General features: G+C 67.1%; 11 protein-coding genes. 8 read left to right on the forward strand and 3 right to left on the reverse strand.

Annotated features, from left to right (window positions below; translation table 11 throughout):
* The first annotated feature begins 12 nt into the window (after positions 1 to 12).
* From dnaA to gyrB, 4 genes are all read left to right on the forward strand, one after another.
* Entirely contained in the window at positions 13 to 1374 is a 1362-nt protein-coding gene (dnaA, locus tag LPB142_RS00005) for a chromosomal replication initiator protein DnaA (RefSeq protein WP_071167060.1), read from the forward strand.
* Between the two features lie 93 nt (positions 1375 to 1467).
* Positions 1468 to 2586, forward strand: coding sequence for a DNA polymerase III subunit beta (gene dnaN / locus LPB142_RS00010; protein WP_068765682.1), 1119 nt, complete (start codon positions 1468 to 1470; stop codon positions 2584 to 2586).
* 62 nt (positions 2587 to 2648) lie between these two features.
* On the forward strand, positions 2649 to 3710 hold the full coding sequence (recF, locus tag LPB142_RS00015; protein WP_071165169.1) for a DNA replication/repair protein RecF: 1062 nt from the start codon (positions 2649 to 2651) through the stop codon (positions 3708 to 3710).
* Between the two features lie 80 nt (positions 3711 to 3790).
* A complete protein-coding gene (gene gyrB, locus LPB142_RS00020) occupies positions 3791 to 6241 on the forward strand; it encodes a DNA topoisomerase (ATP-hydrolyzing) subunit B (protein WP_071165170.1) in 2451 nt (816 codons plus the stop codon).
* A 26-nt stretch (positions 6242 to 6267) separates the two neighbouring features.
* On the opposite strand, the gene LPB142_RS00025 is transcribed toward gyrB, so the two are convergent.
* Genes LPB142_RS00025 through LPB142_RS00035 form a run of 3 tightly spaced genes read right to left on the reverse strand, consistent with a single transcriptional unit; the run spans position 6268 to position 9420 of the window.
* Positions 6268 to 7473, reverse strand: a complete 1206-nt coding sequence (locus LPB142_RS00025) for an ABC transporter permease (RefSeq protein ID WP_071165171.1) — start codon at positions 7471 to 7473, stop codon at positions 6268 to 6270.
* Positions 7463 to 8167 (reverse strand): ABC transporter ATP-binding protein, encoded by a 705-nt coding sequence (locus LPB142_RS00030; protein ID WP_068765581.1) that lies wholly within the window; start codon positions 8165 to 8167, stop codon positions 7463 to 7465. The genes LPB142_RS00025 and LPB142_RS00030 overlap by 11 nt, the downstream gene beginning before the upstream one ends.
* A complete protein-coding gene (locus LPB142_RS00035) occupies positions 8164 to 9420 on the reverse strand; it encodes an efflux RND transporter periplasmic adaptor subunit (RefSeq protein WP_071165172.1) in 1257 nt (418 codons plus the stop codon). Before LPB142_RS00035 ends, LPB142_RS00030 begins: the two co-directional genes overlap by 4 nt.
* Positions 9421 to 9609: 189 nt before the next feature.
* Between LPB142_RS00035 and LPB142_RS00040 the strand changes: the two genes are divergently transcribed.
* The 4 genes from LPB142_RS00040 (at position 9610) to LPB142_RS00055 (ending at position 14129) form a co-directional block, all read left to right on the forward strand.
* Positions 9610 to 10194, forward strand: a complete 585-nt coding sequence (locus LPB142_RS00040; protein WP_068765583.1) for an ANTAR domain-containing response regulator — start codon at positions 9610 to 9612, stop codon at positions 10192 to 10194.
* The gene (locus LPB142_RS00045; protein WP_071165173.1) at positions 10191 to 11372 is read left to right on the forward strand and encodes an ABC transporter substrate-binding protein; all 1182 of its coding nucleotides are present in this window, start codon (positions 10191 to 10193) and stop codon (positions 11370 to 11372) included. The genes LPB142_RS00040 and LPB142_RS00045 overlap by 4 nt, the downstream gene beginning before the upstream one ends.
* Before the next feature lie 242 nt (positions 11373 to 11614).
* Entirely contained in the window at positions 11615 to 12979 is a 1365-nt protein-coding gene (locus tag LPB142_RS00050; protein WP_071165174.1) for a CmpA/NrtA family ABC transporter substrate-binding protein, read from the forward strand.
* A gap of 58 nt (positions 12980 to 13037) precedes the next feature.
* A complete protein-coding gene (locus LPB142_RS00055) occupies positions 13038 to 14129 on the forward strand; it encodes an ABC transporter permease (protein WP_071165175.1) in 1092 nt (363 codons plus the stop codon).
* Positions 14130 to 14137 lie beyond the last annotated feature (8 nt).

A 14137-nucleotide genomic window follows, 5' to 3' on the forward strand; every position in this document is an offset into this window, starting at 1 on the left:
ATAGGCAAGAACATGACCGAAGAAACCTGGGGGCAGGTGTGCAATGAACTTCTCAAGACTGTTGGCAAGAACAACTACACGACCTGGATCGCGCCGCTCAAACCGCTGGAGCTGAGCGAGGGCATCGTCGCCGTCGAGGCGCCGACCAAATTCCTGCGTGACTGGGTGTCGCGCAATTTCGCCGACCAGATCCTGCGCGAGCTGCGCGTGGCCGGGATCGTGGCCGAGCGGCTCGAGATTCGCGTCCCCGATGCGCGCCCGATTCCCGCCGCCGAGGTGGCAAAACCCGCCGCCGCCCGCCGTGCGCCCGCCCGCGCCACCGAGGCGGCCGATCTGCCCGGCGCGCCGCTCGATGCGCGCTTCACCTTCGACAGCTTCGTCGTCGGCAAACCGAACGAGCTCGCCCATGCCGCTGCGCGCCGCGTGGCCGAGGGCGGCCCGGTGACCTTCAACCCGCTCTTCCTCTATGGCGGCGTTGGCCTCGGCAAGACCCACCTGATGCACGCCATCGCCCATGAGCTCTCGATCCGCCGCCCCGAGGCGCGCGTGCTCTACCTCTCGGCCGAGCAATTCATGTATCGCTTCGTTCAGGCCCTGCGCGAACGCCAGATCATGGATTTCAAGGAGATGTTCCGCTCGGTCGACGTGCTGATGGTCGATGACGTGCAATTCATCGCCGGCAAGGATTCGACTCAGGAAGAATTCTTCCACACGTTCAACGCCTTGGTCGATCAGGGCAAACAGATCGTGATCTCCGCCGACCGCGCGCCGGGCGAGATCAAGGATCTCGAGGAGCGGATCAAGTCGCGCCTGCAATGCGGCCTCGTGGTCGACCTGCACCCGACCGATTACGAGCTGCGGCTGGGCATCCTCCAGACCAAGACCGAGGCCTATCGCGCGCAATATCCGGGCCTGCAAATCGCCGAGGGCGTGCTCGAATTCCTCGCGCATCGGATCACGACGAACGTCCGCGTGCTCGAAGGCGCGCTGACCCGGCTTTTCGCCTTCGCCTCGCTCGTCGGCCGCGAGATCACCCTCGATCTGGCGCAGGAATGCCTCACCGATATCCTGCGCGTCTCCGACCGCAAGGTCACCATCGAGGAGATCCAGCGTAAAGTGGCGGAGCATTACAACGTCCGCCTCTCCGACATGATCGGGCCCAAGCGCGTGCGCACCATCGCCCGTCCGCGGCAGGTGGCGATGTATCTCGCCAAGCAGCTCACCACCCGCTCGCTCCCCGAGATCGGGCGCCGCTTCGGCGGGCGCGATCACACCACGATCATGCACGGGATCCGCAAGATCGAGGAGCTTCAGGGCGCCGATCGGCAGCTCGCCGAGGACATCGTTCTCCTCAAGCGGCTGCTCGAAAGCTGAGCTAGGCTTGACGCCCGGCCCGATCCGGCCGAATGTCCGTAAAAACTTGATCCGCGCAGGGGTTCTCCTGCCGGTCCGCCGTGAGGGATGGATATGAAATTCAGCATCGAACGTGCCGCGCTTCTCAAGGCCGTGGCTCAGGCTCAGTCGGTCGTCGAGCGGCGCAACACGATCCCGATCCTCGCGAATGTGCTGATCGAGGCGGAGGGCGATACCGTCTCCTTCCGCGCGACCGACCTCGATATCGAGGTGGTCGACAAGGCCCCCGCGCAGGTCGAACGCGCCGGCGCGACCACGGTTTCGGCGGTGATGCTGCATGAAATCGTGCGCAAACTGCCCGATGGCGCGCTGATTTCGCTGACCGATGATCCGGCGGCGGGGCGGCTCACCATCCAGGCCGGGCGCTCGAGCTTCAACCTCGCCACCCTGCCGCGCGAAGATTTCCCGGTGATGGCGAGCTCGGAATATTCCGCGAATTTCGCCGCCAAGGCGGGCGTGCTCAAGCGCCTCTTCGACAAGTCGAAATTCGCGATCTCGACGGAAGAGACCCGCTATTATCTCAACGGCGTCTACATGCATGTGGCGACCGGCGAGGAGGGCCCGGCGCTGCGCTGTGTCGCGACCGATGGCCACCGGCTCGCGCGGATCGACGCGGCGCTGCCCGAGGGCGCGCAGGGCATGCCCGGCGTGATCGTGCCGCGCAAGACGGTGAACGAGCTGCGCAAGCTCCTCGACGATGATGATGCCGATATCGCCGTCTCTGTTTCGGAAACCAAGGTGCGCTTCGCGACCCCGGTGATCACGCTGACCTCGAAGGTCATCGACGGCACCTTCCCCGATTACACGCGCGTGATCCCGATGGGCAACACCCGCCGCCTCGAGGTCGATGCGAGCGAGTTCGCCAAGGCGGTGGACCGCGTGGCGACGGTGTCGTCGGAGCGCTCGCGCGCGGTGAAGCTCGCGCTCGATGAGGATCGGCTGGTGCTGTCCGTCAATGCCCCCGATGCCGGCGCGGCGGAGGAAGAGCTTGCCGTGGCTTATGCCGATGAGCGGCTCGAGATCGGTTTCAACGCGAAATATCTGCTCGAGATCGCGAGCCAGGTGGACCGCGAGAACGCCGTGTTCCTGTTCAACTCGGCGGGCGATCCGACGCTGATGCGCGAGGGCAATGATACCTCGGCGGTCTATGTCGTGATGCCGATGCGCGTCTGAGAACGGGCAGCGCAAGCCCCTCGCGGGGATTTGCGTATTTTTGCCAAGAAGAAGAGGGGCCGATGCTGCGGGAGCTGAACCTGTTGCAGTTCCGTTCGCATCGGCGCTCCGCGCTGGCCTTTGATGGCCGGCCAGCCGCGATATATGGGGCGAATGGCGCGGGCAAAACCAATATCTTGGAGGCGCTCTCGCTGTTGAGCCCGGGCCGCGGGTTGCGGCGCGCGGGCAGTGAGGAGCTGATGCGGCGCGCCGAGGCTGTCGGCTGGAAGATCCGCGCCGAGACTGAGCCCCATGAGATCGAGACCTCGGCGCTCCCCGGCGCGGCGCGTGAGGTGCGCATCGATGGCAAGCTCGCGCCGCAGGTGGCGCTGGCGCGGATCTTGCGGGTTCTCTGGCTCGTGCCGGCGATGGATCGGCTCTGGATCGAGGGCGCCGAGGGGCGGCGGCGGTTTCTCGACCGGGTGACGCTCTCGTTCTTTCCGGCCCATGCCGAGGCCACGCTCGCCTATGAAAAGGCGATGCGTGAACGCAACCGGCTGTTGAAGGAAGAGGCCCGCGACGCGCGCTGGTATCAGGCGCTCGAGGGGCAGATGGCCGAGGCGGGCGCGCAGATCGCGGCGCATCGGGCCGAGGCGCTGGCGCGGATCGGCGCGGCGCAGGCGGGGGCGGCCACCGCCTTCCCCGCCGCGCGGCTTGCGATCACCCAGGGCGGCGCCGAGGATCTGGCCACCGCTCTGGCCGAGGGGCGCCGGCGCGACATGGCCGCCGGGCGCACCCTCGAGGGCCCGCACCGCGCCGATCTCGAGGCGGTTTACGCCGAGAAGGAGATCCCCGCGGCGCTGTGCTCGACCGGCGAGCAAAAGGCGCTCCTGATCTCGCTCGTCCTCGCCAATGCACGCGCGCTCTCGGGCGAGGCGGTGGTGGTTTTGCTCGACGAGGTCGCCGCCCATCTCGACGCCGCCCGCCGCGCGGCGCTCTACGACGAGATCTGCGCGCTGCCCGCCCAGGCCGCGATGACCGGCACCGGCGCCGAGCTTTTCGACAGCTTGGGCGCGCGCGGCCGCTTCTGGGAGGTCAGCGAGACCGCCGGCCTCTCAACCGTTGCGGAACGCGCCCCCGCCTGAGCCCCAAATCTTGTGGCTTTGGCGTGACATTCCCGCGTCAAACCCCTATAAATCGCGGGCAAGTAACAGGATCAGCAGGCATGACCGAGACGACCCCGAAAAAAGCCGAATACGGCGCCGATTCCATCAAGGTTCTCAAGGGCTTGGAGGCGGTCCGCAAACGGCCGGGCATGTATATCGGCGATACCGACGATGGCTCGGGCCTGCATCACATGGTCTATGAGGTCGTCGATAACGGCATCGACGAGGCGCTCGCGGGCCATGCCAACTACGTCGCGGTGAAAATCCATGCCGACAGCTCGGTCTCGGTGCGCGACAACGGCCGCGGGATCCCGGTCGACATGCACCCCGAGGAGGGCGTTTCCGCCGCCGAGGTGATCATGACGCAGCTGCACGCGGGCGGCAAATTCAACAACACCGATGAGGGCGGCAACGCCTACAAGGTCTCGGGCGGTCTGCACGGGGTCGGCGTCTCGGTGGTGAACGCGCTCTCCGATTGGCTCGAGCTGAAGGTCTGGCGCAACGACAAGGTCTATTTCGCCCGCTTCGAGAAGGGCGAATGTGTCGAGCATGTCCGCGAGATCGGCGATGCGCCGGGCGAGAAGGGCACCGAGGTGCGCTTCATGGCCTCGTCCAAGGCCACCGACCCCGAGGGCACCTTCTCGAACCTCGATTACGTCTTCAAGACGCTCGAGACCCGCCTGCGCGAGCTCGCGTTCCTGAACTCTGGCGTGCGGATCATCCTCGAGGACGAACGCCCCGCCGAGCCGCTACGCATCGAGCTGCATTACGACGGCGGCGTGCGCGAATTCGTCAAATATCTCGACCGCTCGAAAACCCCGGTGATGCCCGAGCCGATCTACATGATCGGCGAGGTGCGCGGCATCGGCGTCGAGGTGGCGCTGTGGTGGAACGACAGCTACCATGAAAGCGTGCTGCCCTTCACCAACAACATCCCCCAGCGCGACGGCGGCACCCATCTCGCGGGCCTGCGCGGCGCGCTGACGCGGACCTTGACGAAATACGCCCAGGACAGCGGCATCGCCAAGAAAGAGAAGATCGATTTCACCGGCGATGACGCGCGCGAGGGGCTGACCTGCGTGCTCTCGGTCAAGGTGCCGGATCCGAAATTCTCCAGCCAAACCAAGGACAAGCTCGTCTCCTCCGAGGTCCGCCCGGCGGTCGAGAACCTGGTCAACGAAAAGCTCGGCGAATGGTTCGAGGAGCACCCCGCCGAGGCCAAGCAGATCGTCGGCAAGATCATCGAGGCCGCGCTTGCCCGCGAGGCGGCGCGCAAGGCGCGCGAGCTGACGCGCCGCAAGACCGCGATGGATGTCGCGAGCCTGCCCGGCAAGCTCGCCGATTGTCAGGAAAAAGACCCCGCGCTCTCCGAGCTTTTCCTCGTCGAAGGGGATTCGGCCGGCGGCTCGGCCAAACAGGGCCGCGAGCGGAAGAACCAGGCCGTGCTGCCCCTGCGCGGCAAGATCCTCAACGTCGAGCGCGCGCGCTTTGACCGGATGCTGAGCTCCGACCAGATCGGCACGCTGATCACCGCGCTCGGCACCGGCATCGGCCGCGATGAGTTCAACCTCGCCAAGCTGCGCTACCACAAGATCGTCATCATGACCGACGCCGACGTCGATGGCGCCCATATCCGCACGCTGCTGCTGACCTTCTTCTTCCGCCAGATGCCCGAGCTGATCGAGCACGGCTATCTCTACATCGCCCAGCCGCCGCTCTACAAAGTCGCGCGCGGCAAATCCGAGGTCTATCTCAAGGACCAGAACGCGCTCGATGATTACCTTGTGCATCAAGGGGTTGAGGGCGCGATCCTGCGGCTCGGCACTGGCGAGGAAATCTCGGGCCAAGACCTTTTGCGCGTCGTCGAGGAGGCCCGCGTGATCAAGCGCATCCTCGGCTCCTTCCCGACGCATTACCCGCGCAACATTCTCGAACAGGCCGCGATCGCGGGGGCGATGCTGACCGGCGCGATGGAGGCCGATCCGCAGGGCGTGGCCGATGCGGTGGCGACCCGGCTCGACGAGATCGCGCTCGAATATGAGCGCGGCTGGTCGGGGCGGCCGACGCAGGACCACGGGCTGCGGCTCGCGCGGGTGCTGCGCGGGGTCGAGGAACATCGGGTGCTCGATGGCGCGGTGCTGCGCTCGGGCGAGGCGCGGCGTCTTGGCCAATATACCCAGGATCTGCGCGACACCTACGGCACCCCCGCCAAGCTCGTGCGCAAGGACCGCAGCCAGCTTCTGCACGGGCCGCTCGACCTGCTCGACGCGATCTTGGCCGAGGGCGAAAAGGGGCTGACGCTGCAACGCTACAAGGGCTTGGGCGAGATGAACCCCGAGCAGCTTTGGGAAACCACGCTCGACCCCTCGGCGCGCACGCTCCTTCAGGTCAAGATCGACGACGTGGCCGAGGCCGACGACATCTTCACCAAGCTGATGGGCGATGTGGTGGAGCCGCGCCGCGACTTCATCCAGCAAAACGCGCTCAGCGTCGAAAACCTCGACTTCTGATCAAAGGGCGCCCCGGGGCGCCCTTTTCATTGATGGCGCAGCGCGTCGATCGGGTCGAGCCGAGCGGCCGCGCGCGCCGGGAAATAGCCGAAGATCACCCCCACCAGCGCCGAGAAGCCGAAGGCCATCGCCACCACGCCAAGGCTCGGCGCGAAGGGGATCGCCATGATCTGCGCCGCCACCGCCGCGAGCGCGAGCCCGGTCACGATGCCGAGCACCCCGCCGAGCACCGAGAGCACCACCGCCTCAACCAGAAACTGCGTCAGCACCTGCCGCGCCTGCGCCCCCACCGCGAGGCGAATGCCGATCTCGCGCGTGCGTTCGGTGACCGAGACGAGCATGATGTTCATGATCCCGATCCCGCCGACAAGCAGGCTCACCGCCGCCACCGAGGACAAGAGCCCGGTCAGCACCGTGTTGACCGAGTTCAGCATCGAGGCGATCTCCTTCATGTCGGTGACCGAGAAATTGTCGTCCTCGCCGATCGCGATGCGGCGGCGCTCGCGCATCAGGGTCTGGACATCGGCGATCGCGCGGTCGGTCGAGGCGCCGGGCGCCACCTGCAGGCTGATCGAGGCGACATCCTGCGCGCCGACCAGCCGGCGTTGCACCGTGCGCACCGGCATCACCACGATATCGTCCTGATCCTGCCCGAACGAGCCCGCGCCCTTCGCCGTCAAGAGCCCGATCACCTGACACGAGACCGCCTTCACGCGGATCGTCTCGCCGGTCGGGTCGGTGGCGCCGAACAGCGTGGTGCGCACCGTCTCGCCGATGATGCAGACATTGGCGCCCGATTTGTCCTCGGTCGCGGTGAAGGCGCGGCCGCGCGCGATCTCCCATCCGCCGATCTCGAGCCAGGCCGAGGTGGTGCCGGTGACGGTGGTGGTGCGGTTGGCGTTGCCGAAGACCGCGGTTTCCGAGGTCGAGACCACCGGCGCCACCGCGCTGAGCGCGCCAAGCCCCTCGAGCGCCTCGACATCGGCGAGCTTGAAGGCGGGCGCATTGTCGCGCGCGCCGGGCCCCATCATCCGCGCACCGGGGCGCAAGATCAGCACATCGGTGCCCAGCGCCTCGACATTGGCCGCGACCTGTTCGGAGGAGCCCTGCCCCACCGTGACCATCGCGATCACCGCCGCCACCCCGATCACCACGCCGAGCACGGTGAGAAACGAGCGCAGCGCGTTGCGGATGATCGCGGTCAGCGCGAGGCGGACGGTTTCAAAGAGCATGACGGGCCTCCACCTTCTCGTCGCGCACGACCCGGCCATCGGTGAACACCACCAGCCGGCTCGCATAGGCGGCCATATCCTCCTCATGGGTGACCATCACGATCGTCAGCCCCTCCTCGCGATTGAGCCGCTGCATCAGCTCCATGATCTCGACCGAACGCTTGGTATCGAGGTTGCCGGTGGGCTCGTCGGCGAGCATCACCATCGGCTGGCTGACCAGCGCCCGCGCGATCGCGACGCGCTGCTGCTGGCCGCCGGAAAGCTGCGCGGGCGTGTGATCCTCGCGCCCGTCGAGCCCGACCTTATGGAGCGCATCGCGCGCCAGAGCGATCCGCTCGGCCTTCGCCATCCCCTTGTAAATCAACGGCAATTCGACGTTTTCCAGCGCGGTTGTCCGGGCCAGGAGGTTGAAGCCCTGAAACACGAAACCAAGATAATGGCGGCGCAGAAGCGCGCGCTGATCCTGATCGAGGCGGGCCACCTCGACGCCGTTGAAGAGATATTGCCCCGCGCTCGGCCGGTCGAGACAGCCGATGATGTTCATCGCCGTCGACTTGCCCGATCCCGAGGGCCCCATGATCGCGACGAACTCGCCCGCCTCGATCCTGAGGTCGATCCCGTCGAGCGCGCGCACCATCGCCTCGCCCTCGCCATAGGTCCGCGTGATGCCGATCAGCTCGATGGGCGCGGTCATTGCGCCGCCTCGCGCTGATCGGTGATCACCAGATCCCCCGCCGCGAGCCCCTCGGCGGTGACGATCGTGCGCTTGCCATCCGTCGCGCCGGGCGTCACCGCGATCTCGGTCGGCACGCCCGCGCGCAGCACCCAGATCGTCTTGTCGCTGGTCTTGGTGGCCTGGCCGCTCTGCCCCGGCGGGCGCGGCATCACCAGCCCCACAAGCCCGCCCGCGCCGCCGCCCGTCGCGGTCTCGGCCTGCGGCGGCGCATAGCGCAGCGCGGCATTGGGCACCATCAGCACATCTTGCGCCTCGGCAACGGTGATCGTCGCGGTCGCGGTCATCCCCGGGCGCAGCACGAGATCGGCGTTATCCACCGTCAGAACCGCCTTGTAGGTCACCACGTCATCGGTCTCCTCGGGGGCGTAGCGCACCTGTTTGATCACCGCCGGAAACGCCCGCCCGCTATAGGCATCGACCGTGAAGCGCGCGCTGTCGCCGACCTTCACCACCCCGATATCGGCCTCGTCGATATCGACCTGCACCTCCATCTCGCGCAGATCCTCGGCCAGCGTGAAGAGCGTCGGCGCATTGAGCGAGGCCGCGACGATCTGCCCGGCCGAATAGGCGCGGTCGAGCACCACCCCCTTGATCGGCGAGCGGATCACCGATTTGTCGAGGTCATCTTGCTCGAGCGCGAGGTTCGCCTGCGCGAGCGTCAGCGCCGCCTGCGCCGCCTCGACGGAGGCCTGCGCGCGCAGGTAATTCGCCTCATAGGTCACGAAATCGGTGTGCTTGACCACGCCCCGGTCGGCGAGCGCCTTTTGCGCATCATAGATCGCGCGGGTCTCGGTCTCGGTGGCTTCGGCCTGCGCGAGCTGGGCGCGCGCCGAGGCGAGCGCGGCCTCGGCATTGGCGACCTGCGCCTTGAATTTCGTATCGTCGAGCCGCGCGAGAACCTGCCCGACCTCGACCGCGTCATTGTAATCGACCTCGACCGTGGCGAGCGTGCCGGAAAGCTCCGAGGAAACCTCGACCTCGGTCGTCGGCTGCACCGTGCCGGTCGCGGTGACCGTCACCGTCAGATCGCCCCGCGTCGCGGCTTCGGTCGTGTAGCTCACCCCGCCCGCGCCGGAGCCGGGCCCAAGCGCGAGCCACCCGCCCAGCGCCACCGCCGCCACGAGCCCCACGCCGAGCCAGACCCGCCCACGCCCCGTCGCACGCCCCGCCGCCAATGTCCGGGCGATCTCCTCGCGCGTCTTGTCCGCCATCTCTGCCTCTCCTTGCCGTTCAAGCCTATTACGCGCCCGCCCGCCTTTTCCGACGCGCCCGGAAATTGGGCGCCGGGCGCGCGTTTGCCGCGCAACGCGCCGCCTGAGCCGCGCCGGCGCGCCAAAAACCGGGAAATTCTCTTGTCAGCGCGCCGCAGCCCGCCCAAACCTTGGGCAAACGAGGCCGAAATGACCAGACCGCTCTCCATCATCGTCGTCGAGAAAGACCGTGAACGCGCCCATATGATCGTCGACGGGCTGCGCGAGGCGGGCGAACATGATGTCATGGTGATTGGCGATGAAAGCGGGCTGGCGCGGCGGATCGCCGAGCGCAGCCCTGATCTCGTGCTGATCGACCTCGCCTCGCCCTCGCGCGACATGATCGAGGAGCTGACGCTCGCGACCTCGCCGATGGAGCGGCCGGTGGCGATGTTCGTCGACCGCTCGGATGGCGGGCTGACCCAGGCGGCGATCGAGGCGGGCGTTTCGGCCTATGTCGTCGACGGGCTGCGCCCCGAGCGGATCAAGCCGATCCTCGACGCCACGATCGCGCGGTTCCAGATGGTGCAGAAGATGCGCGCCGAGCTGGCCGCCACGCGCCGCGCGCTCGAGGAGCGCAAGGTGATCGACCGCGCCAAGGGCCTGTTGATGCGCGCGCGCAATATCCCCGAGGAGGAGGCCTATGCGCTCCTGCGCAAGACCGCGATGGCGCAGGGCAAGAAGATCGGCGATGTGGCGCAAGCGCTCGTCACCGCGGCGGAGCTTCTCAAATGAGCGTGCTGCCGGTGCGGATGGGCTATCTGCCGCTGGTCGATGCGGCGCCCCTGTTCATCGCCAAGGCGCTCGGCTTTGCCGAACAGGAGGGGCTCGATCTCGCGCTCCATCCCGCGCCCTCGTGGTCGGCGCTGCGCGATATGCTCGCGCTTGGCATGGTCGATGGGGCGCAGATGCTCGCGCCGGTGCCGGTGGCGCTGGCGCTGGGGCTCGGCGGCGCGCGGGTCGAGTTCGACGCGCTGCAACTGCTCAACGCCAATGGCGATGTGATCGGCGTCTCGCCCCGGCTCGCGGCGAAGATGCGCGGCGCGGGCTTCGGCTTTGACTTCCGCGACCCTTACGCCGCGGGGCGCGCGCTTCTGGCGGCGGCGGGCGGGCGGCTGCGGATCGGGGTGCCCTTCCCCTTCTCGATGCATATGGAGCTCGTGCAGTACTGGCTCGAGAATCTCGGGCAGAAACTGCCGGCGGAATTCTCGATCCATACCGTGCCGCCGGCGATGATGGCGCAGGCGATGGAGGCCGACGAGATCGACGCTTTCGCGGTGGGCGAGCCCTGGGGCTCCTACGCGGTCGAGCGCGGCGTGGGTGAGCTCTTGCTGCCCGGCACCGCGATCTGGGCCTTCTCGCCCGAGAAGGTGCTCGCGGTGCGGCGCGGCTGGGCCGATGAAAACCCCGATCTCGCCGGGCGGATGATGCGCGCGGTCTGGCGGGCCTGCCGCTGGCTCGGCGATCCGGGCAACCGTTTTCTCGTCTCCGATATCCTCTCCGGCCCCGACCGGCTGCCGATCGCGCCCGAGATCATCGACCGCGCGCTGTCGGGGCGGATGCTGATCTCGCCCTCGGGCGAGGAACGCGCGGTGCCCGGGCTGATCGAGTTCTACTCGGGGGCCGCGACCTTCCCCTGGCGCAGCCAGGCCGCCTGGATCGGAACGCGCCTCGCCGCGCGCCACGGGCTCGACCCGGCCGAGGCCGCGAAGAAGGCCGCCGCCGTGTTCCGCGCCGATCTTTACCGGCTGCATCTGCGCGGCGCGGGGGCCGATCTGCCCGGCGCTTCGGAGAAGCTCGAAGGCGCGCTGGCGGCGCCGACGGCGGTCTCCTCCGAACGCGGGCGGATGATTCTCCCCGTCGATCAGTTCTTCGACTGCCGGGTTTTTGACCCCGCGGCCCCGGTCGGCTGAAAATTTACGCAGCCCCGCGCCGCCGGGCAGAAATCCCCCTGCGATTTATTGACGCTGCGCCGCGGCAACGGCATCACTAGGGTAACGCGAGAGCGCAACGATGTGCTCCGCCCAAAGCATCCCCGACGCAGGGGATACCGAACAAAGCCGTTCGATCTGGTCTTCTTCTCCTCCCGTGAAGACCGATTGAGCGGCTTTTTCTTTTTCGCCCACCGACACACCGCGACACCAACAGGGACACCATGAAACGTTTTGCCACTCTGCTGCTGACCTCGACGATCCTTGCCGCCCCGGCGATGGCGTTCGATGTCGAGAAGGACGAACTGACGCTCGGCTTCATCAAGTTGACCGACATGGCGCCGCTCGCGATCGCCAAGGAAAAGGGCTTCTTCGAGGATGAGGGCCTGTTCGTGACGCTCGAGGCCCAGTCGAACTGGAAGGTTCTGCTCGACCGCGTGATCTCGGGCGAGCTCGATGGCGCGCATATGCTCGCCGGTCAGCCGACCGCGGCGACCATCGGCTACGGCACCAAGGGCGACATCATCACCCCCTTCTCGATGGACCTCAACGGCAACGGCATCACCGTCTCGAACGAGATCTGGGAGATGATGAAGCCCCATGTCGAGATGGGCGCCGACGGCAAGCCCAAGCACCCGATCTCGGCCGCCGCGCTCAAGCCGGTGATCGAGACGTTCAAGGCAGAGGGCAAGCCCTTCAACATGGGCATGGTGTTCCCGGTCTCGCCCCATAACTACGAGCTGCGCTACTGGCTCGCCGCGGGCGGGATCAACCCGGGCCTCTACAGCCCCGAGGATGTCTCGGGCCAGATCGGCGCCGATGCGCTGCTCTCGGTCACGCCGCCCCCGCAGATGCCCGCGACCCTCGAGGCCGGCACGATCCATGGCTATTCGGTGGGCGAGCCCTGGAACCAGGCGGCTGTGTTCAAGGGGATCGGCGTGCCGGTCGTGACCGATTACGAGATCTGGAAGAACAACCCCGAGAAGGTCTTTGGCGTCACCGCGGCCTTCAACGACGAGAACCCGGAAACCGTGAAGGCGCTGACCCGCGCGCTGATCCGTGCCGCCGAATGGCTCGACGCGGACATGAACGCCAACCGCGCCGAGGCGGTGGAGATCCTGTCGCGCCCCGAATATGTCGGCGCCGACAAGGCGGTGATCGCGAATTCGATGACCGGCACGTTCGAATATGAAAAGGGCGACAAGCGCGAGGTGCCCGATTTCAACGTGTTCTTCCGCTACAACGCGACCTTCCCCTATTACTCGGACGCGGTGTGGTATCTGACCCAGATGCGCCGCTGGGGCCAGATCGCCGAAGCCAAGCCCGATGCGTGGTATGACGAGACCGCCAAGAAGGTCTACCGCCCCGATATCTATGAAGCAGCCGCGAAATCGCTGATCGAGGACGGCACCCTGCCGGCCGAGGCCTTCGATTTCGACGCCGATGGCTATCGTGAGCCGACCCCGGCGGCCGACATCATCGACGGCGTGCCCTACGACGGCCACCAGCCCAACGCCTATCTCGACAGCCTGACCATCGGCCTGAAGGACGGTGAAACCGTCTCGGGCGGCGAAGTCGTCGCGAACTGACCCTGCCGGGCGCCCTGCGGGGCGCCCCCTCCCCGCCATTCTCAGCCAGGACAAGACCATGACCGCGATTGACCCCATTGCCACCAACGCCGCCGCCTCGAAGGCGCGCGAAGACCGCCGGGCCAAACGGTTTGCCCGCATCTCCCGGCTCGACGGCTGGTTCAAGGTGCTCGGCCTGCCCTGGCTGACCCCGATCCTGCGGCTCGCCGCCGGCGATACGCCGCGCAGCCAGCTCAAGGATATCTGGCGCCTGCTCGGCGTGCCGGTCGTCGCGATCGCGGCCTTCCTCGCGCTCTGGTCGGCCCTCGCGCCGATGGTGCAGACCTCGCTCGGCGCGATCCCCGGCCCTGCGGCGGTGTGGGAACAGGTCGGCGTGCTGCACCAGGACGCGATGACCGAGAAGGCCAAGGAGGCCGATTTCTACGCCCGTCAGGATGAGCGCAACGCCAAGCTCACGGCCGAGGGCAAGACCGGCAAGGTGAAAACGCGCCAATACACCGGCAAGCCGACCTATTACCAACAGATCTGGACCTCGATCCAGACCGTGTTCTTCGGCTTCCTGATCGGCACCGTGGTCGCCGTGCCGCTCGGCATCGTCGCGGGCCTCTCGCCCACCGCCAATGCCGCGATCAACCCGCTGGTGCAGGTCTTCAAGCCGGTCTCGCCGCTCGCCTGGCTGCCGATCGTGACGATGGTCGTCTCGGCGGTCTATGTCGGCGGCTCGGACGCGCTGCCCAAGAGCTTCATCATCTCGGCCGTCACCGTGACGCTCTGCTCGCTCTGGCCGACGCTGATCAACACCTCGCTCGGCGTCGCCTCGATCGACAAGGATCTGGTCAACGTCTCGAAAGTGCTCAAACTTTCGCCCCGGAAGAAGATCACCCGGCTGGTTCTGCCCTCGGCGCTGCCGCTGATCTTCACCGGCCTGCGGCTCAGCCTGGGCGTGGGTTGGATGGTGCTGATCGCCGCCGAGATGCTGGCGCAGAACCCCGGCCTTGGCAAATTCGTCTGGGATGAGTTCCAGAACGGCTCCTCGCAGTCGCTCGCCCGGATCATGGTCGCGGTCTTCACCATCGGCATCATCGGCTTCCTGCTCGACCGCGTGATGTTCGCGCTCCAGTCGCTCTTCACCTTCTCGAACAACCGCTGAGGGGAACA

The sequence above is a fragment of the Rhodobacter xanthinilyticus genome (assembly GCF_001856665.1).
In the GTDB taxonomy this organism is placed as follows: domain Bacteria; phylum Pseudomonadota; class Alphaproteobacteria; order Rhodobacterales; family Rhodobacteraceae; genus Rhodobacter; species Rhodobacter xanthinilyticus.

Coding starts and splice junctions, on each gene's coding strand:
- dnaA (WP_071167060.1), top strand. CDS start 13: ATGACCGAAGAAACCTGGGGGCAGGTGTGCAATGAACTTCTCAAGACT.
- dnaN (WP_068765682.1), top strand. CDS start 1,468: ATGAAATTCAGCATCGAACGTGCCGCGCTTCTCAAGGCCGTGGCTCAG.
- recF (WP_071165169.1), top strand. CDS start 2,649: ATGCTGCGGGAGCTGAACCTGTTGCAGTTCCGTTCGCATCGGCGCTCC.
- gyrB (WP_071165170.1), top strand. CDS start 3,791: ATGACCGAGACGACCCCGAAAAAAGCCGAATACGGCGCCGATTCCATC.
- LPB142_RS00025 (WP_071165171.1), bottom strand. CDS start 7,473: ATGCTCTTTGAAACCGTCCGCCTCGCGCTGACCGCGATCATCCGCAAC.
- LPB142_RS00030 (WP_068765581.1), bottom strand. CDS start 8,167: ATGACCGCGCCCATCGAGCTGATCGGCATCACGCGGACCTATGGCGAG.
- LPB142_RS00035 (WP_071165172.1), bottom strand. CDS start 9,420: ATGGCGGACAAGACGCGCGAGGAGATCGCCCGGACATTGGCGGCGGGG.
- LPB142_RS00040 (WP_068765583.1), top strand. CDS start 9,610: ATGACCAGACCGCTCTCCATCATCGTCGTCGAGAAAGACCGTGAACGC.
- LPB142_RS00045 (WP_071165173.1), top strand. CDS start 10,191: ATGAGCGTGCTGCCGGTGCGGATGGGCTATCTGCCGCTGGTCGATGCG.
- LPB142_RS00050 (WP_071165174.1), top strand. CDS start 11,615: ATGAAACGTTTTGCCACTCTGCTGCTGACCTCGACGATCCTTGCCGCC.
- LPB142_RS00055 (WP_071165175.1), top strand. CDS start 13,038: ATGACCGCGATTGACCCCATTGCCACCAACGCCGCCGCCTCGAAGGCG.